Raw genomic sequence first — 23,401 nt, 5'->3', positions numbered from 1 at the left:
GGCTGGCCTTGGGCCGGCCCATTTTGCTTTACAGCCGGCGGCGGCGTGCCTATGTATCGCGCCGACCGATTTCAGCAAACAGGACAGAACAGCCAGCCATGCGCGCGGAAACGCAGAATATTGTCGACGAGATCAGGCAGGCGATAACCCTGCTGAGGAGGCATCTTTGACTGGGATCAAGCCATAAAGCGGCTTGAATACCTCAATGTGCGCGCCGAGGACGCCAGCCTCTGGAACGAGCCGCTGGAAGCGCAAAAGCTGATGCGCGAACGCCAGAGCCTCGAAGAAGGCATCGCCTCGGTGAAAGGTCTGACGCAGGCGCTGGAAGACAATATCGGCCTGATCGAACTCGGCGAGGAAGAGCGCGATGAGGGCGTGATCGCCGAGGCGGAAGCCGCGATCCGCTCGATGCAAGGCGAAGCGAAGGCCCGCCAGGTCGAGACGCTGCTGTCGGGTGAAGCAGACTCCAACGACACCTATCTCGAAATCCATGCCGGTGCCGGCGGCACCGAAAGCCAGGACTGGGCCTCGATGCTGCTGCGCATGTACACGCGCTGGGCCGAGCGGCGCCGTTTCAAAGTCGAAGTGCTGGAAATGCATGACGGCGAAGAGGCCGGCATCAAGTCCGCCACGTTGATGATCAAAGGCCACAACGCCTATGGCTGGATGAAGACGGAATCGGGCGTTCATCGCCTGGTGCGTATTTCGCCCTATGACAGCAATGCGCGCCGGCATACGTCCTTCGCCAGCGTCTGGGTCTACCCGGTCATCGACGACACGATCGAGATCGACGTCTCCGAATCCGACGTCCGCATCGATACTTATCGCTCGTCCGGCTCGGGCGGCCAGCACGTCAACACCACCGATTCGGCGGTGCGCATCACGCATCTGGCCACTGGCATCGCGGTCGCCTGCCAGGCCGAACGTTCGCAGCACAAGAACAAGGCCAAGGCCTGGGAGATGCTGCGCTCGCGCCTTTACGAGGAAGAGCTGAAGAAGCGCGAGGCGGTTGCAAACGCCACCGAAGCATCGAAGAGCGATATCGGCTGGGGCCACCAGATCCGCTCCTATGTGCTGCAGCCCTATCAGTTGGTGAAGGATCTCCGCACCGGCGTCGAGAGCACCAGCCCGTCGAGCGTGCTCGATGGCGACCTCGACGATTTCATGGAAGCCTCGTTGTCGCAGCGCATCGAAGGCGGTGCCGGCGAAGCCGTGGCGGACCTGGACTAGGATATGCCCATATTCAGGTGAGGCTGGCCTGGCCTCATCTGAACATACCCCTGCGCACCACAGCAATGGAGGAGAGAGTGCCGAGCAAGCTCACCGGAAAATGCTTTTGCGGCGCGGTTCACTACGAGGTGGCCGACGAATTCCTCTATGCCGCGAATTGCCATTGTTCGGACTGCCGGCGCACCACCGGTTCGGCATTCAAGCCTTTCGCCGGTATCGAGCGTGAAAAGTTTCTCCTCACCGAAGGCGAGGACAAACTCCTGATCTTCGGCGACCAAAGCGGCCACAACGCGCATTGCTGCCAGTGCGGCTCCTTGCTTTATTCGCTCGTGCGCGACGGCGCCTACGTCCATGTCGCCATGGGAACGCTCGTCGACGACCCATCCATTCGTCCAACCGAGCACATCTTCGTCGGTTCGAAGGCGGGCTGGTTCACCATCACCGATGACCTGCCGCAGTATCAAGAGCACGTGATTGCCGGCTCCGACCAGCAATAGGCTGGAACCACAGCGGGCCAATCCCGTTTATTCGACGCCCGTTTGCCGGGAATTGACCTTGGCCTCATCTCGTCGGCGGTAGCGGATGCCTGACGTCTGTAGAACGATGTCGGGAATGCATGTTCTTGCGCCGACCAAGGAATCAGCCCAGCATCCAAGGGCTGGGAGAGAAAAAGCATTTATGGCCGGACGCGGCATATCTGCGACCCGACGATCCGGCCACTGGGAAGATACGTTCCGGGAACGGGCAAGCGAAACGCTTGATGCTCGTTTGAAAGGAACGTTTCCATGTCTGCTGCCACACTCAGATCGGCCAATGCCGTTCAACCGGCTGGCCGACTTTTGTTTTCCCTGTTCGCGATCGGCGCGATGGCAATGCTGACGGCACCTGCCTTCGCGCATGACGCCACGCCCACGGCGGCAAAGCCACAAGGCTGGAGTTATCCGTTCGCATGCTGCGCCAACTATGATTGTCGCACGACCCATACAGGCGAAGTGCTGGAGAAACCCGAGGGCTATGTCATCGCCGGAACGGGTGAGGTCGTTCCAATGACCGACAAGCGTGTCAAGGACAGCCCGGACGGCGAGTTCCATTGGTGCGCGCACCAGGGGGGGCTCGACGCCGGCAGGACAATCTGCCTGTTCGTGCCGCCGCGCTCTTATTGACGATAGGAACGCATTCCGAAGTCCGCCTGAGCGCGTGTGACGGGACGGGCTTGCTGAGACCAGCCTGTCGCGGTAGCGCCGGGTGATGCTTGCTGACAGACAGTTGTCAGGAGCACCTCTTTATGCTGCCTTTGCCGCACAGGGTGGCGGCGACAGGAGGAGTTCGTTGATGACCATCAAGGCAAGCTGTCATTGCAAGGCGACGACGTTCGAGGTTTCGCAAGCACCGCAGACGGTGACGCAATGCACCTGTTCTTTCTGCTCGAAACGCGGCTCGCTCTGGGCCTATTACGTGCCTTCGCAATTCAAGCTCACCAGCCCGATGGAGAACGTCTCTTTCTATCGTTGGGGGTCGAAGACCGTAAAGCACGGGTTTTGCGCCACCTGCGGCTGCGGCACCTTTACCGAAACGCCGGACTGGTCGACAGGCGAGCCGGATTTCGACAATCCCAAGATCAGCGTCAACTCGCGGCTGTTCGATGATTTCGATCTCGACAAGGTCGAAGTGGTTGTCATAGACGGCAAGAACCTCTGGTAGCTTATCCAAACAATTCCGGCACGGCGATGCGGCGCCACCACCGGGTATTGGTCTCTCGGGAAAAGCCGTGAACGGCGCTTTTGCCGTTCCGCTTTTCGCCGCAATTCATGGTACAAGTCGCGGGAAGGGCTGATTTGGCGCCACCGCAAGGCGTGACTTGGAGAGGGACCATCCTATGAAAAAGACTGTGCTCGTCGTCGTGGCGACGGCTGTGCTCGTGAGCGCCTGCACCACCACCGATCCGTATACAGGCGACCAGAAGATTTCCAACACGGCGGCCGGCGCCGGCCTTGGCGCCCTGGCGGGTGCCAGCCTTGGCCTGCTTGCCGGTGGCAACGACCGCCGCAACGCACTGATCGGCGCCGGCATCGGCGCGCTGGCCGGCGGCGCCATCGGCGCCACGATGGACCAGAACGAGGCCGAACTGCGCCGGCAGCTCGAGGGCACCGGTGTCAGCGTCACCCGCAGCGGCGACCAGATCATCCTCAACATGCCGTCCGACATCACCTTCAACTCGGATCAGGATGCGGTGAAGCCCGGCTTCTACCAGGTCCTGAACTCCGTCGCGCTGGTGCTGAAGAAGTTCAAGCAGACCACGGTCGACGTGTTCGGCCACACCGATTCGACCGGTGGCGACCAGCACAATTTCGATTTGTCGCAGCGTCGTGCTTTGGCGGTGGCGAACTATCTGTCCGGTCAGGGCGTGGATCAGCGGCGCTTCGCCGTCACAGGCTTCGGCAAGACACGTCCGGTCGCATCCAATGCCACAGCCGAAGGTCGGGCCCAGAACCGCCGCGTCGAGATCCAGCTGTCGCCGCTCACCTGATCCGTCCGGCAAGCGGATGCGAAACGGCCCTCATGCGGGGCCGTTTTTGTTTGAGCTGACATCGGCGCTCTGGATGGGTACGGTATAGATTTAGTTATTGCTAAAATATAGCTTTCCGGCGGCCATGGAAAGGAATAGCATCATGGCAGTCCAGCGGGGATGAGGCGGTGTAATCGGCCGCGCAATCAGCATTTTTCCGCCTCGGTCTTGCACGGCCAGATCAGAAATCTGGGAGGAATGCATGACAAGAACAGCCAGCCTTGGGCGCTGTGGCGTCCTCGTTTTAACAGGTTTGGTAGGCGCGTGGCTGAACGTTGCTTCGGCTCGGGCCGAGGACCCCAACAAGGCCGACATCGAAGCCTTGAAAAAGTCGCTCGCCAAATATGAGGATTACACCGCTGCCGTCCGCGACCTCTATCTGTCGACGGTCGGCTGCGTCTACTACAGCGGAGAAAAGATAGCGGGCGCGATGGATTACCCGAAGGGCGCCATGGGTATTCACTTCGTCAATGTCCCGAGTGTCGGCCAGAAGCTCGACCCGATGCACCCCAACGTGCTGATCTATGAACCGACCAAGAAGGGTTTGCGGCTGGTGGGCGCGGAATGGCTGGTGCCTCTGACGCCGGACATAAAGGAGCCTCCGAAGCTGTTTGGCCAAACCTTCATGGGGCCGATGGAGGGGCACTACCCTCTCATCCCGAAGGAGTTCGTCCACTATGACCTTCATGCCTGGCTCGGGGACAATCCGAACGGCATGTTCAGTCCGACGAACCCGAACGTGAAATGCTCGAAGGCCGAGTTTCCGATGCTGGAAAAACCGACCAAGATGATGCCTGGGCCGATGTAACGGGCGAACCAGGCTGGAGCTCTACCGAGAAGGCAAGCCGGATGGCTGGCTTGCCTTCGAAGCGGTCGGGATCAGACCTTGGCGACGATCCGCATGAAGGCCGGCATGTCATCGCCGAAGCCAACGGTGGAATCGTTGTCTTCCTGGTGACGTTGGCGGGCAGGGCGGCTGTTGTCTCGCTGCGGCCGGGTATCGCCGCGTTCCGGTGCGCGCTGTTCGTTGCGATCGGACGATTTGCGCTCGGTGTTTTCCGAACGGATCGCTTCCTTGCGCGAGCGCCGTTCGCCGACGTCGGCGGCTGCCGCTGCGACCTCGGCCACCGGCTGGTCCTCGCGGACTGTTTCCGGTGCCGTGTCTTCGCTGCGCTTGGCGTGGCGTTCGCGCGGTTTGCGCTCGCCGCCCTTTTCCCTGCTGCGGTCGTCGTCCTTGCGGCCGGCGCGGCGCGGTGCGCCCTTGCCACGGCGCGGAGCATCGTCCTCGCCGCCTTCGCTGGCAACCACCGTCGACAAGTCGCCATCATGCCATTCGATCTTATTGCCGATCAGCCGCTCGATGGCGTCGATGTATTTGGTGTCCGACTTGGTCGCGATGGTGAAGGATTTTCCGGAGCGTCCGGCGCGGCCGGTACGGCCGATACGGTGGACATAATCCTCGGCATGGATCGGCACGTCATAGTTGAAGACATGGCTGACGTCGGGGATGTCCAAGCCGCGCGCGGCGACGTCGGAAGCGACGAGGTAGCGCAGCTTGCCGTCGCGGAAATTGGCCAGCATCTGCATGCGCGCGCGCTGGTCCATGTCGCCATGCAGCGCACCGGCGTCGAAATCATACTTCAGCAGCGAGCGGAACAGTTCCGACACTTCGACCTTGCGGTTGCAGAAGATGATGGCGTTCTTCAGTTCGGCATCTTCGGCCTTGATCAGGTTGCGCAGCGTCTCGCGCTTGTCCCACGGCTTGGAGCCTGATTTGACCAGCCGCTGGGTGATGTTGGTGGCGGCGGACGCGGCCTTCGAGACCTCGACGCGCACCGGCGCATGCAGGAATTTCTCGGTCAGCTTGGTGATTTCCGGCGGCATCGTCGCCGAGAAGAACAGCGTCTGCCTGGTGAACGGGATCATCTCGCAGATGCGCTCGATGTCGGGAATGAAGCCCATGTCGAGCATGCGGTCGGCTTCGTCGATGACGAGGATCTCGACGCCATTGAGCAACAGCTTGCCGCGCTCGCGGTGATCGAGCAGGCGGCCGGGCGTCGCGATCAGCACGTCGACGCCGCGCTCCAGCTTCTTGTTCTGTTCGTCGAATGAGACACCGCCGATCAGGAGCGCGATGTTGAGCTTGTGGTTCTTGCCATATCGGATGAAATTCTCTTCGACCTGCGCGGCGAGTTCGCGCGTCGGCTCCAGGATCAGCGTGCGCGGCATACGGGCGCGGGCCCGGCCGTTTTCGAGGCGGGTCAGCATCGGCAGCACGAAGGAAGCCGTCTTGCCAGTGCCGGTCTGGGCGATGCCCAAAATATCCTTGCCGAGCAAGGCGTGCGGGATCGCACCAGCCTGGATCGGCGTCGGCTGGGTGTAGCCGGCGTCGGTGACTGCGGAAAGGACCTTCGGCGACAGGCCGAGGTCTGCGAAGGTCAACGCTTCTTGAGCGGTCGTGGTGTCTGAGGACAAGTGTTGTTGTCTTTGGCTGGTTCGGGGAAGCGCAACGGCGTCTAATGGCGTCGCGGCAAGCGCCACGCGCCTGCAAGATCGGTATTGCAATTAGGAGCAAGCCCTCGATTTGTCAACAGAAACGGGCAGCAATGGCACGATTGTGAAGTTGTAACCTTAATCGGGATGCTTAATCGACCTGTCGGTCGCAGAGCCGGCTCAATAGCGGAACTGTTCGGCGAGAATACGCTCGTTCCAGGAATGATTGGGATCGAACAGCAACGTTGCTGTCGCCGTGGGTGATTCTCGCACCGTCACCGAGGTCACCGCCTTGACCTCGGTATGGTCGGCGGCGGCGTTCACCGGCCGCTTTTCCGGCTCGCGGATGTCGAAGCGCACCGTCGCTTTGTTGGAGAGCAGCGCGCCGCGCCAGCGGCGCGGGCGAAACGGGCTGACCGGGGTCAGCGCCAGCAGCGGCGCGTCGAGCGGCAGGATCGGCCCGTGCGCCGAAAGATTGTAGGCGGTGGACCCGGCCGGGGTTGCGATCATGACGCCGTCGCAGTTCAGTTCCTCAAGCCGGACCTGTTCGTCGACGGTGATGCGGATCTTGGCCGTCTGGTACGATTGACGCCACAGCGCCACCTCGTTGATAGCCAGTGCCGAAATCGTTTCGCCTTCCGAGGTCACGGCCAGCATCTCCAGCGGGCGGATGGTTTCGGCGACGGCGGCTTCGAGACGCTCGGTCAGGCCACCGGAACGATACTCGTTCATCAGGAAGCCGATGGTGCCACGGTTCATGCCGTAGACCTTCTTGCCGGTCCCCATCGTGTCGCGCAGGGTCTGCAGCAGGAAGCCGTCACCCCCAAGGGCAACGACGATCTCGGCCTCCTCGACGGAAGACTGGCCATAGCGCGCCGACAGGCTTTCCAGCGCCGTCTTGGCGTCAGCGGTGTCGGACGAGACGAAGGCGATGTGGCTGGCGGCTTTGCTCATGGCTCCCCGATGACGACCGGTGGCAGCGGCAGGGCCGCGCCAATTTCGGGGTAGCATGGGCGGGGTAGGTCTGCAAACGGAGCCGCCATCCCGGATGGCAATGCCATTCCGGGATGGCGAGGCGACCGCGGGACGGCGGATGCGGACATGCGTTCGCGTATCATGTCAAAGGCTACGCGAATGTGATGGTTAAGACCGGCCTTAAAGTCTCGTAAAGCCGGATCGGTCATGTTAGCCGGCAGTGGATGGGTGGCGTGGGGGCTAGCCAGTCGAGGCCGACATATTGCCGGTAACACGCCTGATCATTGTCTTTCTGATGCTGGGAAGCTTCGCGCTGCTCTTTGCCGAACTGGTGCGCCAGTCCGAAGAGACGAGCTTCCGACCGCAGCCCACGGCGTCGCGCTGTGGTGACGCAGCCGGAGCGCCATGCCCGCAAAGGGCGCTGTAGCGCTGTAACCTGATCATCCTTTCGGACGACCGGCGGCATTGGCGGCCGCTTCGGTGCGCGACATCGCGCGGCAGTTTCTCTCCTTAAAAGCAGAGGCCGGTCGGCTGCCGCACGTTCCACTCGTGAAAGCTTGCTGTTTGCACTCGCGGCGCTTGGCGGTGTAGATGGGTGCACCGATTGGCGGAAAGGTTTTTGGGTAGCCTCGTATCCGCCGTTGTTGGGAAACAAGCCCTGCGGCTCGTTGACTGGCCGGGTGTCTGGAGCAGGGGGTTCCATGTCGCGCAGCGTGTTGATTTCTGGTGGCTGCGGCTTCCTCGGCTCACATCTGGTCGACCGTCTGTTGCGGCGAAGCGATCTGGAAAAGCTGATCGTCGTCGACAATCTTTGGACCGGGACGCGAGACAACGTCGCACATGTCGCCGATCCGCGTTTCGATCTGCAGATTGCCGATGCCGAAAGCTTTTCATCCCTTCAACGCTTCGATGAGATCATCCATCTCGCGTCGCCGGCTTCGCCGCTTTGGTACATGCGCGAGCCGGTACGCACGATCAAGGCCAACATCGGCGGCGCGCTCAATCTTCTGACGCTGCTCAAGCCCGGCGGCCGTTTCTGCTTCGCCTCGACCTCGGAAGTCTATGGCGACCCCCTGGTTTCACCCCAACCCGAGAGTTACAGGGGATCGGTGGACTGCACCGGTCCCAGGGCCTCTTATGATGAAAGCAAGCGCTGCACCGAGGCATTGCTGTTCGAACAGCAGCGGGTTGTCGGGCTCGACATTCGCGTCGTCAGGATTTTCAACACATATGGGCCGCGAACCCGCATCGACGATGGACGCGCCGTTTCGAACTTTGCCATCCAGGCTCTGACAACCGGGGTGCTGACGGTCTATGGCGACGGGTCCCAATCGCGCAGTTGGGGTTATGTCGACGACATCGTCGAGGGGCTGGAACGTTACTTCTGGCGCGACGGCATCTCGCATCGCGGCCCTCTGAACATCGGCAACGATCACGAGGTTTCCGTCCTGCGCATCGCGGAATTCGTCAGGTCGCTTGTCCCCGGCAGCCGCATCGAGCACCACCCTCCGGCTCCCCAGGATCCGACAAATCGGCGTCCGGACCTGACGTCGGCGAGGCATGTCCTTCCTGGCTGGGAAGCCAGGACGGGCTATCAGGAAGGCATCGGGCGCACCTTCGATTGGTTCCGTCAGCGAATTGCGGCCGGAACCGTTGCGGCCCCAACGGCCTGACGCGCCCGGCGTCGCGGCCAAAGCTCTTTCCTGGCTGCCCACTTGGTCACCACCGCATCGGGCGCACCCATCGGCGAGCCCTGGCCGTATCCGCATAAAGATATTGACTGCATGTTTAGTCATAGTTACTCCTGAGGTCGCGAATTGAGTTGGACAGCCGGCGCCAGCCGGTGAATGGCCACCATGAAGAGGGGAATATCTCGACTGCGATGCGGCTTGCCGTTGCCGGTGCGCCGCATGCCGCAAATGCGATGCCGACGGCCGTTCTCGTGCCGTCGATCGGCATTGTCGCCGCCATCTTTTCGTCAGCAGGAAACGGACCTGAGGCCGTAACGCCGCCGGTCCCAACAATGGGAGCATACAGCATGAACTGGAAACTGACCGCGACGGCCATCGGCCTGTCGCTGCTGACTGTCACGGGCGTTGCCCATGCCGACGGCGAACTCAACATCTACAATTGGGGCAACTACACCAGTCCCGAGCTGATCAAGAAGTTCGAGGAGACCTACAAGGTCAAGGTCACCGTCACCGACTATGATTCCAACGATACCGCCCTGGCCAAGGTCCGGCAGGGCGCCTCCGGCTATGACATCGTCGTGCCCTCGGCGAGCGTCGTGCCGGTCTGGATCAGCGAAGGTCTGCTCTTGGAGACCGATCCCAACAAGATGGAGAACTTCAAGAACGTCGATCCCAGGTGGGTCGATGTTCCATTCGATCCAGGCCGCAAATATACCGTTCCATGGCAGTGGGGAACGACCGGCATTTCGGTGAACAAGTCGGTTTATGCCGGCGACCCCAACACATCGGCGATCTTCCTCGACCCACCCCCCGAACTCGTCGGCAAGATCAATGTCGTACCCGAAATGGGTGACATCATGTTTCTCGCCATCGCTTACGAGGGTGGCAAATATTGCAGCAGCGACATGCAGATGCTGAAGAAGGTGCATGACAAGCTGGTGGAGGCCAAGGCGAAATGGCTTTCGCTCGACTATGCGGCCGTCGATGGCCTGGGCAGGGGCGACATCGCCGCGGGCGTCAACTGGAACGGCATATCGCTGCGCGAGCGGCTTGAGAACGACAAGATCGTCTATGGCTATCCCAAGGAAGGCTATCCGATCTGGATGGACAATGTCGCTGTCCTCAAAGACGCCAAAAACGTCGACAACGCCAAGCTGTTCCAGAATTTCATCATGGATCCGCAGAATGCGGCACTGATCTCAGCCTTTGCGCGTTATTCGAACGGTATCAAGGGCTCGGAAGCCTTCATGCCCGACGACATGAAGACCGCGCCGGAAGTCAACATTCCCGCCGATTTCGCCGCCAAGGGCCAGTTCATGCAGGCATGCCCGCCCGACGTGCAGGCGCTCTACACGAAGATCTGGACCGACCTGCAGAAATGACCTGACCAGGCTTTCCCGCGCCGCTGCACGCGGCGCGGTCATCTCCGTCCATGCAACGCGATGCGCAGATCGCAGGAGACTTCCCATGACCGATCTCGACCTTTGCTACATGCCGGCCAGCGAGGCGCTGCGGCTGTTCAAGGCAAAGAAGCTTTCGCCCGTCGAACTGATGCAGGCCACCATCCGCCGCGCCGAAGCCACCAAGCCGACGATCAACTGCCTCACCTTCACGCATTTCGACGAGGCGATGGACCTGGCCAGGAAAGCCGAGGCGAAATACGCCAGGGGGGCCCGTACCGGGGCGCTCGAGGGACTGCCGATCGGCATCAAGGACGAGAGCTACATCAAGGACAAGCCGACCTCGCACGGCTCGCTGCTGTCCCGGGATGCCATCGGTGGCCATACCTCGACGATGAACGAGCGCATCATCAAGGCCGGAGGCATTGTCCATGCCCGCACGGCGACGCCTGAATTCAGCTGCGCCGGCTACACCTGGTCGAAACGCTGGGGCGTGACGCGCAATCCGTGGAACCCGGAATTCACGCCCGGCGGTTCGTCCGGCGGTGCCGCGGCGACGCTGGCGTCCGGCACGTCGTCGATCGCCACCGGCTCGGACATTGCCGGGTCGATCCGAATTCCCGCGTCGGCCTGCGGTCTTGTCGGCTTCAAGCCGCCTTACGGGCGCAATCCGGACGAGCCGCCGTTCAACCTCGATTTCTACTGCCACACCGGACCTTTGGCGCGAAACGTCGGGGATGCGATCCTGCTGCAGAACGTGATGGCCGGACCGAGCCCGCTCGACATCGCCACGCTCCGCCCCAAACTGCGCCTGCCCAGCGACTACAAGCCGATCAAGGGCTGGAAGATTGCTTTCTCGATGAACCTCGGTTCTTTCGAAGTGGACCCCGATGTGCGCAAGAACACGCTTGCCGCCTGCGATGTGTTTCGCTCGCTTGGCGCCACGGTCGAGGAAGTCGATCTGGGCTGGGGCGACGACGTGCTCAAGGCGGGCATGGCCTATCTCGAACATCTGTTCGGCGCCTCACTGTCGCAACTGCTCAAGGAGCACGGCAAGGACATGACGAGCTATGCCAGGCAGTTCGCCGAGGACGGGCAAAGGTCGAAGGCGACGGACTTTGTCGGAACACTGGAAGTGGCGGCCAGGATGTACCAGACGCTGGGGCCGCTGCTGGAGACCTACGATGTGCTGATCTGCCCGACCAACGCGCTTCCCGCCGTGCCGGCGGAGTTCGATCAGACAACGGGCACGGTCGAGATCAACGGCAAGCAGGTGAACCCGTCGCTTGGCTGGGTGATGACGACGCCGTTCAACATGATGAGCCGCTGTCCGGTTCTATCCGTGCCGTCGGGCCGGGCGGCAAGCGGCGTGCCGACAGGCATCCAGATCGTCGGCCGCACCTATTGCGATGCCGATGTCTTCCGGGCGGCCGTGGCCTATGAGACGGCCAAGGGGCAGTGGTACACAAACGCCGAAACGCGCCCGTCGCTATAACAGGGCGATGCGGCCCTTGCCGCGATCGTGATTGATCTGCGGTTTCGGTTATGGTGAGCCGCGCCGGACACCTCGAATAGACGGATCCGTGGCGGAGCCGGCGATCGCCGGCAGAAGGTCCGAAAGGAGCTGGACGAAGATGGCGCAACAAAAAGCTGCGGCGGCAAAACGCAAAGGCGCAACGGCGAAGAATGGACGTGCCGCAAACGATGCCGCGCCGCCCAAGGACCGTCGGCGCGAACGCGGCGAAGCCAGCGTGCAGCGGATCATCGACGCCACCATCGAGCTCATCGCGGAGGAGGGGCTGGCAAGCGTCACCATGCAGCGCATCGCCGAACATGTCGGCTCGTCCAATGCCCTGGTCGTCTTCCATTTCCGCAGCAAGGAGAACCTGTTTCGCGCCGTCCTGCAGTATCTCAGCGATCGATACGATGAGCTGTGGGTGACGCTGGTGCGAGCGCCCGGCCTGTCGCCGGTTGAGCGGGCCCTGGGCGCGGTCGATTGCGCGCAACGTTTTGCCCGCCAGCACCCGAAATGGGTTTCGGTCTTTGTCGTGTTCTCCAGCGACCGCAAGAGCATGCAGATCTACAATGAGATCGGCCTGCCGAGCGATCTTGCCTACACCGCCGAAGCGCGCGAGTTGCTGATCGAGATTTCGCGCAGCGGCGGTTACACCGGCGTCGACATCGACACGCTGTCGGAGAGCCTGAATTATCTGGTCCATGGCGCCTGGTATTGGGATCATCTCAATCCGTCCAGCCGTGACACCAACGTGCTGCGCAAGACCATGCTGCTCCTGCTGCATCAAGCGTTTCCGCGGCATTTCGAATTGATGCGCTAGAGCAATTCCAGGAAAAGTGTGAAACGGTTTTCCGTCCGGAATTGCGCCAAACAAGGAGTTGGAGTGGTTCGCCGTTTCCGTGAAGCGGTGAACCGCTCTGACCGCTTTCAGGGCTGCCGCAGATGGCAGCCGGCCTGCCGCTTCTGTTCCAGATACTCGTCGACGAGCTGGCGGTAGCGCACTTTGCCGAAACTCGGGAAATGGCCGCCATGCACGACCGAGACATCGAGGTCGCGCATACGCAAGAGCGTCGCCATGTAATCGGGGATGTCCGAGTGGTAGACATCGTCGATCAGCGGGCCGTCATAGATGATATCGCCTGATAACAGGATGCCCGTCCTGTTTTCATAGAGCGCGATGCCGCCGGGCGAATGGCCGGGCGTGTGGATCACCTCGAAGGCACGATCGCCGAGATCGACGACGTCCCCATGCTCGAGCAAACGGCCGGCCGGTGCGGGCAGAATGCCGTAGCGCGCCGTGTTCCAGCCTTGCGGCTGGCAATCGAACATTTCGTCGGTCGCATAGGTGCCGGCTGCCGTCCACTCGTTACGCGGATCGGCGAGGATCCCGGCCTCGGCGGCGTGCACGCACCGTTCGGGAAATTCGTGGTGGCAGCCTATATGATCGAAATGCGTGTGGCTGGCGACGCAAATCAGCTTGCGCTCGCTGACCAACGGCACGTGACGCCTGAGGCTGAAATGGCCAAGCCCGGTGTCGAACAGAAGGTCACGATCGCGGCCGCGCACATGCCACATATTGCAGCGGAAGAACGGTTTTATCCAAGGCTCGTGGATCAAGGTCACGCCATCGCTCATGCGGATGGTCTCGTACCAGTCTGGTGCCTCGATGACCGCAAGCGTTGCCATGTTTCAATCCGTCAGAAAGTTCAGTCCGTCAGCAGGATGATCTGGTCGGTATCGCAGGAAATCGCGACCCTGTCGCCCGGCTGGACGGTCGCCGTCGCGGGCAATTTGGCGATGAAGTGGAGCGAAGGGTCCTCGACGGAAACGGCGAGCACGCGCTTGAAGCTGCCCTGGAAAACCACGTCGCTCACCTCGGCCGTGCCGAGCCTGACACCGCCGCGCGCCTCGCCGAGGACAAGATGCTCCGGGCGTATGGCCAGCGCAACGGTAGAGCCGACCGGCAAGGCGCCGGGCAGCGAGACCGGCCCGACCGGCGTCGCGACGGTGCTTGTCCTGTCGCTGGCCTCCGTGACCGTGCCGGCGAGGATCGTGCTTTCGCCCATGAAGGTCGCCGAAAAACGCGTCGCCGGCCGTGCGTAGACGCGCTCTGGCGGACCTTCGTCCTCGATGCGCCCGTCATTCATCACCACGCAATGGTCGGCCAGCGCCATCGCCTCTTCCTGGTCGTGCGTGACATGGATAAAGGCGGTGCCGACGCGCTTCTGGATCGCCTTCAATTCATCCTGCATCTGCCGGCGAAGTTTGAGGTCGAGGGCGCCGAGCGGCTCGTCGAGCAACAGCACCGCCGGCTCGATCACCAGCGCCCGCGCCAGCGCCACGCGCTGCCGTTGGCCGCCGGAGAGCTGATGCGGCTTTTTGTCGAATGCAGAGGCGAGACCGACCAGCGCCAGCGCCTCGCGCGCCTTTGCGGCGCGTGTCGCGCCGTCGACGCCCTGCATGCGCAGGCCGAAGCCGACATTGCTGCCGACGCTCATATGTGGGAACAGCGCATAGTCCTGGAACACCGTCGTCGTCGGCCGCTTGGCCGGCGGCACCGACGTGCAATCCTCGCCACGGATGAACACCTTGCCTTCGCTGGGGGTGACGAAGCCGCCCAGAATGGACAAGAGCGTCGTCTTGCCGGAGCCGGACGGCCCGAGCAGGATCGTGTAGCTGCCGGGCTCGATCTGCAGCGAGACATCCTTCAGCACGGTGTGCTGGCCGAAGCGATGCGAGACACTGCTGATGTCGACGAGGGGCGCGCTCATGCGGGCTTTCTCCGAAGCAATGTCAGTTCAAAAAACACCACCAGCACGATGGAGACGGCGAAGACCAGCGAGCCGACGGCATTGGTCTTGGGATTGAGGCCGGAACGCAGCAGGTTCCAGATCTCGACCGGCAGCGTGGTGTCGAAGCGGGTGAGCAGGAAGGAGATCACGAATTCGTCCCAGGAGAAGGTCATCGACAGGAAGAAGCCGGCGAAGATGGCCGGCGCCATGACCGGCGCGGTGATCAACAGCAGCACCTTCCATTCCGGCGCGCCGAGGTCGCGCGCGGCGCGCTCGATGTTGATCTGGTGGTCGCCCATCTGGCTGTAGATGATGGCAAAGCACAGCGGCAGATTGATCACGACATGGCCGATGCCGGCGGCAAGCAAGGATTTCGGTACGCCGGCCCAGTTGAACAGCACCAGCAGCCCCATGCCGATGATGAGATAGCTGACCGTCAGCGGCAGGGTGATCAGCCCGCGCAGCAGGCCGGAGCCGGGCAGGACGAAGCGGGCAAAGCCCCAGGCGGAAAGGAAGCCGAGCGTCACGGCGGCGAGCGACGAGATGGACGCGACCAGCAGCGAATTGACCAACGCCGACGTCAGCCGTGGGTCCGAGAGCACTGCGTCGTACCAGCGCAGCGACGGGCCGGTGAAAGGCGGGATCGGGAACGACGTCGCCTGCAGCGAAAACAGCACCAGCACGATCACGGGCAGGAAGATGAAGCCGTAGACGGCAAGCGCGTAGAGCCAGGAGGCGATGCGGACAATCCTGCGCATCTCAGGCCCGCTCGATCTTCAGCCAGCGGGCGCAGGCGAGATAGGCGATGGTGACCACCGCCATCAGGATGATCGACAGCGCCGAGGCCAGCGGAAAGTCGCCGCGCCGGCCGATCTGCATCATCACCAGCTGCGGCATCAGCAGCTCGTTGTTGCCGCCCAGGATCTGCGGCGTGATGTAGTCGCCGATGCACAGCACGAAAGTGAGGAAGGCGCCGACCATGATGCCGGGCAAGGTCAGCGGCAGCACGACATGCAGGAAGGTTCGCACCGGCCCGGCGCCGAGATCGGCGGCCGCCTTGCGGTAGCTCGGGCTGAGCTGCTTGAGATTGGCGAAGATCGTCAGCGTCAACAACATGACGAAGAAGTGCACGAAGCCGGTGATGGTGGCGAAACGCGTGTTGGCGAGATGCATAGGCTCGCTGATGAGGCCGGAGCCGGTCAGCGCCCGGTTTACGACGCCGTTCTGCGCCAGCACCAGCAGCCAGGAATAGGAGCGCACGACATAGGAGGTCCAGAACGGCAGCACCGCCAGCATCAGCGCCAGCCGCTGCCAGCGCTCCGGCACCTGTTCGGCGAGGATCCAGGCGAAGGGATAGGCGAGCAGCACCGATACTACGGTGACGATCGCGGTCACCTCAAGCGAGTTCACCATCGCCTGCCAGTAGGAAGGGTTGGTGAAGAACTGGCTGTAGTTGGACAGCGTGAAGCCGCCGCCCTCATGCGCCGTCAGGCTGGAAAACCCCATGGCAATGAACGGCAGCACGAAGAACAGCAGCGTCCAGCCGAGCGCCGGCGTGACCAGCGCCCAGGGCAGAGCAGAGCTCGCCCGGGGCAGAGCAGAGCTCGCCCGGGGCAGGGTACGGCCCGCCCGGGGCAAGGGGTTGTTTCCAGCCGAGCTCATGAGCGCTATCGGCTCATTTCGCCTGCAGCATTTCGGTCCACATGTCCTGCATCTTCTTGTCGAGATCGGCGTTCGGCGCCGGATAGGCCTGGGCACGCGTCAGGAAGCCCGGCTGTTCGTCGAAGCGCAGCACCTTCTTCTGGTCGTCGGTCAGTGCTGCCTTGGTGTTGGCCGGCATGCCCCAGTAGCAGGAGGAGGTGGCAAGCCGCGCCTGGCCCTCCGGGCTCATAATGTACTGGATGAACTTCAGCGCCATGTCCTTGTTCTTGGAATCCTTGAACATGGCCAGCGACTGCGACCACAGAACCGCACCTTCTTTCGGGATGGAGAAGTCCAGCGCCGGGTTTTCCTTGGCCAGGCCCGCCGTCACCCATTCGCCGCCGCCGACCAGTATGTCGACCTCGCCCGTCGCCAGCGCCGTCTGGCTGGCGGTCACTTCGCCGACCAGCTTGGCATTGGCTTTCATCTTCAAGAGCTCGTCCTTGAGGGCGGGCAGGTCGGCTTCGGTGAGATCGGCCGTCTTCTTGCCGATCGCCAGTGCGGCCATGCCGATGACCGGCAGGTAGTAGTCGTAGATGGCGACCTTGCCCTTGTACTTGTCGCCGGTCAGGGCCGCCATCGACTGCATGTCGGCCGGATCGACCTTGGTCTTGTTGTAGCCGATCGTGTTGTAGCCGAACTTTTCGGTGATGCCGTAGCGCTTGCCGCCGACCATGGTGGAGCCGTCCATCTTCACCTGCGCAAACAGGTCGGCCAGCGGCAGCTTGTCTTCCGGCAGCGGCTCGAACAGGCCTTTTTCGACGCCGCGCGGCACGTCGATCGAATCGATCACCATCACGTCCCAGTCGCCCGGCTGCGACTGTTCGACGATGGCAAGCCCGGCGCCGGTGCCCTCGAACTCCTTGACGTTGACCTTGACGTTATTGGCCTCCTCGAAGGGCTGCAGCAGCGCCGGATCGGCATGGTCGCACCAGATCAGCGCGTTGAGGTCGGCGGCATGCGCGCCGGTCGCAAGCAGCAGCGCCGCGGCTGCGGCAGCAGCGAGCAAATGGGTCTTCAGGACGGAAAGCGGATTGCTGGCTTTAGCGGACATCGAGTGTTCTCCCTTGCCTTTGTGGCTTCTTGCAAAAAATTGAACCAATTCTAAAATTGAGTCAATTCTGTTTTTGTGGCAAGAGGCTGGAATGAGCGGATTGCGGGCAAGGCAAAAGGCGGACCGGCACAGGCGCATCATCGAAGCGGCGGCGGAACTGTTTCGAGAGGCCGGCTATGAGGGCGCCAAGATAGAGGCGATCGCCACGCAGGCCGAGGTCTCGGTCGGCACCATCTACAACTACTATGAGAACAAGGGCGACATCCTCGGCGCCATCGTCTCGCTGGAGGTCAATGAGGTGCTGAATGCCGGGCAGGGCGTCGTCGCCAGGCCGCCGGCCAATGTCGGCGATGCGCTGGATACGCTGATCGGCATCTACATCGAGCACTCGCTGCACTATCTCAGCAAGGAGATGTGGCGGCAGGCAATGGCGATCTCGACGCAACTGCCCGACAGCCCGTTCGGCCAGGCCTACACCGCGCTCGACCGCGCGCTGACCGAACAGATCCGCGCCCTGATCGCCCGGCTGCAGGCGCTCGGCCTGGTGCGCCAGGACATCGACGGGGCGGCGCTCGGCGAACTGATCTTCAACAACATGAACATGATGTTCATCGAGTTCGTGAAACGCGACGCGGCGAGGATACCGGAGCTGCGCGCAGCGATACGGAGGCAGAACCGGATTTTGGTGGCGGCGATCGGGGTGTGAGGGAGTCAGGAGCAGACAGGAGAAAATCGTCGGTTCGGCATATTGTCATTTCACACCAGCGCTCGCCTCTTGAGTTGAATTTAAAACCTGGTACAACTTAAGGGAGCATAAAAAGGGGAGGCGTAAATGGGGGCGTTTTCCATCTGGCATTGGGCGATCATGCTGCTGTCGATCGGCGTGCCTGTTTTCTTTGCTGTTCGATCGGCCGCGAAGCCGTCGCAGAATCCTGAGGCTCTTGTGGGCTTCGGCGGCTGGCTGATGCTGCTGGCTATCGGTCAGGCATTGTCACCGCTGCGCACACTCGCCGAATTGGGGGCCTCCAGCGATGGCTACAACCAGCTCATGCTGGTGCCGAATGGACCCATGGTGGTCTATGGCGAGGTTGCCCTGCTGCTGGCATTCATGGTGTTTCAGCTTGTGGTGCTCGTTGCCATGCTGAGGCGGAGCCTTCGGTTCAAGCCGTTGTTTCTCATCCAATGGCTCGCAATCCCGGTGGCGGTCATACTGGACGCGATCTGGGTCTCCACCGCGATCGGGGTTTCGGTTCGGAAAGTGGTCACTGGCGAGGCGCTTGCGACGTACATAGTCTCGTTTGTGCTGATAGGGCTCTGGGTCGCCTACGTCTACAAGTCCGTCAGGGTGCGGAACACCTTCACCAGGGTTGGGTCATCCACCCAGGTTGCTGGCGCGTCGTAGAAGAAGGCACAACTTGGAATGTTGGAACTGCGCGCGGCGATCCGCGGGCAGAACCGAATTCTTGTGGCGGCGATTGGGGTGTGACCTCGTGCACCACTATGTCGCCATCGAACCTGGAACGGCCAGATCCTGAGCCGACCGACCTCGACCATCATCCGTGACGGCTGCGACCTTTTGGAAGGTCTTTATTTCGGCCTCATTTATACGTGCTGCCCGCGCTCTCGCCTGGAGATCAACCAGGCGCGCCACGAGCGCTTGCGACGTCTCGACTTCAGGGTTCATCATTTTCATTTGTCCGATTGAGTGGCGATTTGACGAGCGCAACCCGCCGGCATCCCTGCCGGCGGGCCTGGCCGGTTCGAAGTTTCAGTCGTAGACTTTCACAATCTTGCGTGTGCTCGGGTCCACCAAAACCGTTCGGTTGTCGACCACCGTGTAGCGGTATTTGACGTTGGGAACCTCGTGGAGTTCGACCGTGTCTGGCAGAGCCGTGCCGACATTCAACTCCACCCCCGGAAGCTTCACAGAAGCCAAGGGTTGCTTCTTCACGTATTCGCGCACGACGGTGTCCTGTTCCGGTGTGATAACCACATCCTGTGCCGCAACCGCGCCGACGCTGGCCAACAGCAAGAGCGCCGCAGCGGCGCTGCTTAGGTGCATCCTCATTTGTTTTTCTCCTCTTGTAACCTGGCGGCAGCACGATCGGCTGGGCGCCAGCCACCCGAACACGTCGCCAGGCCAAACGTTCCTCATACGGGCCTCTGTCTGAATCTGCGCAGGACCAAAGTCTGGTTGGAAAACGCAATGGTCTTACCCGTTGGGAGTAGGCGGAACGGCTTAGGCCTAAAGGTTGTTGTCTCTCCAATTCGGAGAGAAACAGTGGAAAAAAGTGTCGGCCAGGCGCGATGGTTGCTCGCACCGATTTTCGCAACAGCCATCACCTTCCTGGTGATGGGGGTCGTTCTTGGCTGACATGGCGTGGATCGGCGCAGCTACGTCCCTTCCTGCGCTGATAGGACCCGTGAGCTGCTTCGGCGGCTGGCGGGTCCTGTATTTCACCGTGCGCCCATGCATGCTCATTCGGCAGGCGTGGGCGCATTTCTAGCACATGTACCTTGGGAGGTTTATTATGGATCGGCGATCCTTCTTGACTGCAATGTTTGGCGTTGCCGGGGCAGCGGCCCTTGCAAGCGCTGTCCGCCCAACTGACGCAATGGCGGGTGTTCCAGGGGCCGGACACGGCATCCTCGATGAACTTGAGACGCCACAAACAGAGACCTTTGAAGAAGACGCACAGGCAGAAGTGCAGCAAGTCTACCATCGGGACTGGCACTACCGTCCCCACCGCCGCCGGCGGGGCTGGAGACGGGTTTGCCGCAGTTATTGGCGGCATGGTCGCCGTCGCGTCCGGTGCTACCGCCGACGTGGTCCTTCGGTCGTCCTTCGATTTTAACTGATTTCCCGCCTCGGCCCGTTCCGGCTCACGCGCCGAGAACGGGCCGGTTCAGATTCTTTTCGGTGAACGATGACAATGACATTGGTCCACAGATCGAATGAGAGTGGCAGCGCGAACCAACCGGGAAATGGCAACGATGATCGTGCGCCCGGGTTTGTGGCCTCCGTCGCTTTGCCGGACAGAGAAAACATTGCCGACCTTGTCAGGCGAACAGAGCGCATGGCCATCTTGGTGGTTCTTGGACTGAGCGGCTGGTTGATGCTCGTCCCCGCTATTTATCTTGTGCTGACGCACGGGATATGAAGCTTGCGGGACATCCGTGCGCGCCCAGGGTTGGATTGCAATCGCATCGGATCGCGGCTTCCGCAGCCGTTTCGTGTCACCGGCAATGTGGGCGGGACGGGCTGTATTGCTGGCGCGAGGCGCAGGTGCTTGGATCACCGCGGCCTACGTCCGGCATGCTTGGAGCGCTATAATCCAACTAGCCGAACGTAATCGGCTTCTGGCTTGCCGTAGGTGCCGTTTGCGCAGGCCGCAAGTCCGCTGCGGTCCCTGATGTGCACTTCGCCACGTCGAGAATAGATGAAACCACGTCCTTCCAGCACTTGCAGCCCAACGGTAACGCCTGGGCGTCTTGCTCCAAGCATGACGGCGAGAAACTCATGGGTGATCGCAAGGCGCTCGCCGTGGACCCGATCGTCACACATTAAAAGCCAGCGCGCCAACCGCTCTTCAAGGTTTGATTTTGCGTTGATCAGGGCCGTATAGCTGGTCTGGATGTGGAAGTAGTGGACATAGCGCAACAGGAAAAGGCGCAACGTTGGGCTGTTCGCAAGAGCCTCCTTGAAGGGCTCGGTTCCCATCCTGAAAGCGCTGCCGGCCGACTGAACGTAACATTGATGCGCTGCATAGTCAGCGCCCATCACGAGCGCGGCACCGGTCATTCCCTCAAAGCCGACAAGGCCTACCTCGGCTTCCTTACCTGAAGCCGTCGCGACCACAGAAGCGATGCCGTCCTCCAGGAAGTACACCGTCTCGATCTCCGAATCGGCTTTCTCCAAGGTCATTTTCGGCTCGAGGTCACACAGTTCAAGGTGTGGCTGCAAAAGCCCCAGGTCACCAGGGTCAAGCCTGCGCAACAATTGGTTTCTGTAGGAATCGTTCTCTGGATTGGTCATAGCTCAATCCCGCTTGGGGCAAGAGCTTTCCAATCTCCCTGCCGTCTGCGCCCGTAGACACGTGCAGACGATTTAAAAAATATACGCCCTCTGGCGCGCGATTGACAGTGAAATGCGACCTGATGCGCGGCGTCCCCTCAGCCGCCGAATTACAAAACAGGGGTGTACAAAGTTAAAGGGTTGGAATCGTACAGAACTCTGCTTCGTACGAATCCGACAATTTGTGATCGCAGCCAACGAGCCGGCATGATGTACATGGTTATCAATGTCGAGGCAGAGCGACGAGAGGGCACTGGTAGGACCGACTGGCAAGGCGACGGCTGTGCCCCATAACGGGTCAAAAGTTTGGCATCTAAATTGCTTTCACAGGTATGGGGTGGGCGAGAGCCCGTCGCTTCGCAAATGGAGCGGCGGGTCTACCCTACCAGTGACTGTCGAATGGCCACGGCAGCAGAATGTACCGCCTTTCAGCAGAAACTAACGGAACATCCGTACTCGCCCAAAGTTGGATTGCAGGAAGCATCGCATGCGGGCTTCCGCAGCCCGTTTCGTGTCACCGGCAATGTGGGCGGGGCGGGCTGTTTTGCGTTGGTACGCAATTTATACCGCTGACTACTTGTGGGTAATCCAGTCCAACAAGCCAACGTCAACCTGCTCGCACCCGACATATTCGCGGACCAAGCTTTCAGCCAGGTGGCGCCATTCACACTCGGGAACGCCTGTTTCCCTGACCAGGTTTCGAAACGCCGAGCGGAGAATGTCGGCATCGAAGGCCGAGACGGCAACAGGACCTGGCTCCGGATCTCCCTCCCGGGCCATGTCATCGCGATGACGTTGGCGAAGGCGCTTGAGCAGTTCGCGCGAGGCCTCGATTGCGCGTCGGGAGTGGTCCATATCACGGCGAAATGAGGCAGTTCCGGCCAGGGAATGGTGCCGCAACCGAAAGCTGGTTTCTATAACCGCGCGTGCGACTTCTATATGCGTTTCTGCCATCGCGGCCTCCCTTCCTGCGAAAGGATTTATTTACTCTCTTGTCACGCGTGACCCAAGAAGGATTCAACGTACGGTTTGATACGAAGGGGTGGCGCGCAGATGGGCATGGTCCCGAACGAACGAAGGGCCTGAACGGCAAACTATTTGCGATCCAGGCCCCTAGCCGTCGGGTTCGTGGCGACATTGCGCCCGCGGAATGCCGTTCACAAGCTGGACCTTGGTCTTGCCATTCCCGCGGAGGGCGTCAAAGTCGGAGACGCGCTGAACAGTTAGAACTTCATCGCGATGCCGACGCGGAAATCGTGCGTCTGAAGCGTGTGTTCCAGCGTGCATCCGCCGCCACAATATTCAAGCGACTTCTTGCCGAAGAAGGAGAAGTCGTATTCGCCGCGCAAGAACACGTTGTGTGTGAGCGCGACGTCGATGCCTGCTCCAACAACACCACCGACCAAGGTGGCATCCCGCTCAGCGTTTCCACCCGGGTAGAATGTCTTCAGCTTTGCAGCGGTTACACCAGCCGTGACGAACGGCATGTTTCTGGTGCCCCCGGACGGAATCGAACCGCCGACCTTCGGTTTACAAAACCGCTGCTCTACCAGCTGAGCTACAAGGGCACGGCGCTCCGGTTAGCATATTTGTTGCGCCAGTAAAGACAAAACTCCGTTTTTTCCCGGCATGCCGCATGGGCCGTCGGCGAGGGCATCCTGAAAACCGCCGGATTGCTTCCTACATCTAGGGAAGGGTGCAATCGCTTCGAGCAGGGGTGTCGCATGATCAGATTTGTCATCATTCTCCCGATCATCTTCGTGGCCTGGATGCTGCTGGTGAAGATCATCAGCGACGTGAAGAAGGCCAATGTCGACTGGAACGGCGTCACCACCATCATCGGTTTCATCGCGCTGGCTTTCTGGCTGCGCCATGTCACGGGGATGGGGTGAGGGAATAGGGGAATAG

The 23,401-nt window shown here is 61.4% G+C and carries 25 protein-coding genes and 1 tRNA gene; 13 read left to right on the top strand and 13 right to left on the bottom strand.

Features of this window, described 5'->3' with window-relative positions; all coding sequences use genetic code 11:
• Positions 1 to 98 precede the first annotated feature (98 nt).
• The 6 genes from prfB to EN955_RS21885 all read left to right on the top strand — a co-directional run bounded on the left by prfB (position 99) and on the right by EN955_RS21885 (position 4,604).
• A protein-coding gene (gene prfB, locus EN955_RS21910) for a peptide chain release factor 2 (RefSeq protein ID WP_013531367.1) occupies positions 99 to 1,230 on the top strand; the annotation gives its coding sequence in 2 pieces (ribosomal slippage) (positions 99 to 164 and positions 166 to 1,230; 1,131 coding nt in all).
• A 77-nt stretch (positions 1,231 to 1,307) separates the two neighbouring features.
• Positions 1,308 to 1,727 carry a GFA family protein gene (locus EN955_RS21905; protein WP_024503890.1) on the top strand — a complete coding sequence of 140 codons (420 nt, stop codon included), beginning with the start codon at positions 1,308 to 1,310 and terminating at the stop codon, positions 1,725 to 1,727.
• Between the two features lie 288 nt (positions 1,728 to 2,015).
• Complete coding sequence (locus tag EN955_RS21900; RefSeq protein ID WP_013531369.1) at positions 2,016 to 2,393, top strand: hypothetical protein; 378 nt, start codon at positions 2,016 to 2,018, stop codon at positions 2,391 to 2,393.
• A gap of 169 nt (positions 2,394 to 2,562) precedes the next feature.
• Positions 2,563 to 2,931: a GFA family protein gene (locus tag EN955_RS21895; protein ID WP_024503891.1), complete on the top strand. Its 369-nt coding sequence runs from the start codon at positions 2,563 to 2,565 to the stop codon at positions 2,929 to 2,931.
• A gap of 175 nt (positions 2,932 to 3,106) precedes the next feature.
• The gene (locus EN955_RS21890; protein ID WP_013531371.1) at positions 3,107 to 3,757 is read left to right on the top strand and encodes an OmpA family protein; all 651 of its coding nucleotides are present in this window, start codon (positions 3,107 to 3,109) and stop codon (positions 3,755 to 3,757) included.
• Positions 3,758 to 3,998: 241 nt separating this feature from the next.
• On the top strand, positions 3,999 to 4,604 hold the full coding sequence (locus EN955_RS21885) for a hypothetical protein (protein WP_024503892.1): 606 nt from the start codon (positions 3,999 to 4,001) through the stop codon (positions 4,602 to 4,604).
• A gap of 71 nt (positions 4,605 to 4,675) precedes the next feature.
• Here the strand turns inward: EN955_RS21885 and EN955_RS21880 are convergent, their stop codons facing one another.
• Together EN955_RS21880 and EN955_RS21875 are read right to left on the bottom strand one after the other, a co-directional pair.
• Positions 4,676 to 6,271: a DEAD/DEAH box helicase gene (locus EN955_RS21880; RefSeq protein WP_024503893.1), complete on the bottom strand. Its 1,596-nt coding sequence runs from the start codon at positions 6,269 to 6,271 to the stop codon at positions 4,676 to 4,678.
• 198 nt (positions 6,272 to 6,469) lie between these two features.
• Positions 6,470 to 7,243, bottom strand: a complete 774-nt coding sequence (locus EN955_RS21875) for an NAD kinase (protein WP_013531374.1) — start codon at positions 7,241 to 7,243, stop codon at positions 6,470 to 6,472.
• A gap of 722 nt (positions 7,244 to 7,965) precedes the next feature.
• Here EN955_RS21875 and EN955_RS21870 point away from each other — a divergent pair.
• Entirely contained in the window at positions 7,966 to 8,937 is a 972-nt protein-coding gene (locus tag EN955_RS21870; RefSeq protein WP_013531375.1) for an NAD-dependent epimerase/dehydratase family protein, read from the top strand.
• A 115-nt stretch (positions 8,938 to 9,052) separates the two neighbouring features.
• Here the strand turns inward: EN955_RS21870 and EN955_RS21865 are convergent, their stop codons facing one another.
• Positions 9,053 to 9,331, bottom strand: coding sequence for a hypothetical protein (locus tag EN955_RS21865; protein WP_127218689.1), 279 nt, complete (start codon positions 9,329 to 9,331; stop codon positions 9,053 to 9,055).
• Between EN955_RS21865 and EN955_RS21860 the strand changes: the two genes are divergently transcribed.
• The 3 genes from EN955_RS21860 (at position 9,303) to EN955_RS21850 (ending at position 12,691) form a co-directional block, all read left to right on the top strand.
• Positions 9,303 to 10,337 carry an extracellular solute-binding protein gene (locus EN955_RS21860; RefSeq protein ID WP_024503894.1) on the top strand — a complete coding sequence of 345 codons (1,035 nt, stop codon included), beginning with the start codon at positions 9,303 to 9,305 and terminating at the stop codon, positions 10,335 to 10,337. The genes EN955_RS21865 and EN955_RS21860 overlap by 29 nt on opposite strands.
• 85 nt (positions 10,338 to 10,422) lie before the next feature.
• Positions 10,423 to 11,850 carry an amidase gene (locus tag EN955_RS21855; protein ID WP_024503895.1) on the top strand — a complete coding sequence of 476 codons (1,428 nt, stop codon included), beginning with the start codon at positions 10,423 to 10,425 and terminating at the stop codon, positions 11,848 to 11,850.
• 139 nt (positions 11,851 to 11,989) lie between these two features.
• Positions 11,990 to 12,691, top strand: a complete 702-nt coding sequence (locus EN955_RS21850) for a TetR/AcrR family transcriptional regulator (protein ID WP_013531378.1) — start codon at positions 11,990 to 11,992, stop codon at positions 12,689 to 12,691.
• A 107-nt stretch (positions 12,692 to 12,798) separates the two neighbouring features.
• Here the strand turns inward: EN955_RS21850 and EN955_RS21845 are convergent, their stop codons facing one another.
• The 5 genes from EN955_RS21845 to EN955_RS21825 are packed head-to-tail and all read right to left on the bottom strand — an operon-like array spanning position 12,799 to position 17,418.
• Entirely contained in the window at positions 12,799 to 13,557 is a 759-nt protein-coding gene (locus EN955_RS21845) for an MBL fold metallo-hydrolase (protein ID WP_024503896.1), read from the bottom strand.
• Positions 13,558 to 13,577: 20 nt separating this feature from the next.
• Positions 13,578 to 14,642, bottom strand: a complete 1,065-nt coding sequence (locus EN955_RS21840) for an ABC transporter ATP-binding protein (RefSeq protein ID WP_024503897.1) — start codon at positions 14,640 to 14,642, stop codon at positions 13,578 to 13,580.
• Positions 14,639 to 15,421: an ABC transporter permease gene (locus EN955_RS21835; protein WP_024503898.1), complete on the bottom strand. Its 783-nt coding sequence runs from the start codon at positions 15,419 to 15,421 to the stop codon at positions 14,639 to 14,641. Before EN955_RS21835 ends, EN955_RS21840 begins: the two co-directional genes overlap by 4 nt.
• Position 15,422: 1 nt before the next feature.
• The gene (locus EN955_RS21830) at positions 15,423 to 16,325 is read right to left on the bottom strand and encodes an ABC transporter permease (RefSeq protein ID WP_024503899.1); all 903 of its coding nucleotides are present in this window, start codon (positions 16,323 to 16,325) and stop codon (positions 15,423 to 15,425) included.
• Between the two features lie 13 nt (positions 16,326 to 16,338).
• A complete protein-coding gene (locus tag EN955_RS21825) occupies positions 16,339 to 17,418 on the bottom strand; it encodes a spermidine/putrescine ABC transporter substrate-binding protein (protein WP_024503900.1) in 1,080 nt (359 codons plus the stop codon).
• A 91-nt stretch (positions 17,419 to 17,509) separates the two neighbouring features.
• Here EN955_RS21825 and EN955_RS21820 point away from each other — a divergent pair, with 91 nt between their 5' ends.
• Both EN955_RS21820 and EN955_RS21815 read left to right on the top strand, forming a co-directional pair.
• Positions 17,510 to 18,124: a TetR/AcrR family transcriptional regulator gene (locus EN955_RS21820; protein WP_024503901.1), complete on the top strand. Its 615-nt coding sequence runs from the start codon at positions 17,510 to 17,512 to the stop codon at positions 18,122 to 18,124.
• Positions 18,125 to 18,250: 126 nt separating this feature from the next.
• A complete protein-coding gene (locus tag EN955_RS21815; RefSeq protein WP_024503902.1) occupies positions 18,251 to 18,820 on the top strand; it encodes a DUF2569 family protein in 570 nt (189 codons plus the stop codon).
• Positions 18,821 to 19,186: 366 nt separating this feature from the next.
• On the opposite strand, the gene EN955_RS21805 is transcribed toward EN955_RS21815, so the two are convergent.
• The 5 genes from EN955_RS21805 to EN955_RS21775 all read right to left on the bottom strand — a co-directional run bounded on the left by EN955_RS21805 (position 19,187) and on the right by EN955_RS21775 (position 23,061).
• On the bottom strand, positions 19,187 to 19,486 hold the full coding sequence (locus tag EN955_RS21805) for a DUF1236 domain-containing protein (protein ID WP_013531386.1): 300 nt from the start codon (positions 19,484 to 19,486) through the stop codon (positions 19,187 to 19,189).
• Between the two features lie 1,260 nt (positions 19,487 to 20,746).
• Positions 20,747 to 21,454 (bottom strand): Crp/Fnr family transcriptional regulator, encoded by a 708-nt coding sequence (locus EN955_RS21790; RefSeq protein WP_063168079.1) that lies wholly within the window; start codon positions 21,452 to 21,454, stop codon positions 20,747 to 20,749.
• Positions 21,455 to 22,066: 612 nt separating this feature from the next.
• Positions 22,067 to 22,447: a hypothetical protein gene (locus EN955_RS21785; protein ID WP_081714474.1), complete on the bottom strand. Its 381-nt coding sequence runs from the start codon at positions 22,445 to 22,447 to the stop codon at positions 22,067 to 22,069.
• A gap of 269 nt (positions 22,448 to 22,716) precedes the next feature.
• Positions 22,717 to 22,980: an outer membrane beta-barrel protein gene (locus tag EN955_RS21780; RefSeq protein ID WP_024505796.1), complete on the bottom strand. Its 264-nt coding sequence runs from the start codon at positions 22,978 to 22,980 to the stop codon at positions 22,717 to 22,719.
• A gap of 5 nt (positions 22,981 to 22,985) precedes the next feature.
• Positions 22,986 to 23,061, bottom strand: a tRNA-Thr gene (locus EN955_RS21775).
• 156 nt (positions 23,062 to 23,217) lie between these two features.
• Here EN955_RS21775 and EN955_RS21770 point away from each other — a divergent pair.
• Complete coding sequence (locus EN955_RS21770) at positions 23,218 to 23,385, top strand: hypothetical protein (protein WP_081714475.1); 168 nt, start codon at positions 23,218 to 23,220, stop codon at positions 23,383 to 23,385.
• Positions 23,386 to 23,401 lie beyond the last annotated feature (16 nt).

Source organism: Mesorhizobium sp. M7A.F.Ca.CA.001.04.2.1, assembly GCF_003998485.1.
In the GTDB taxonomy this organism is placed as follows: Bacteria; Pseudomonadota; Alphaproteobacteria; order Rhizobiales; family Rhizobiaceae; genus Mesorhizobium; species Mesorhizobium ciceri.
This window is presented reverse-complemented; position numbering and strand designations above follow the sequence as displayed.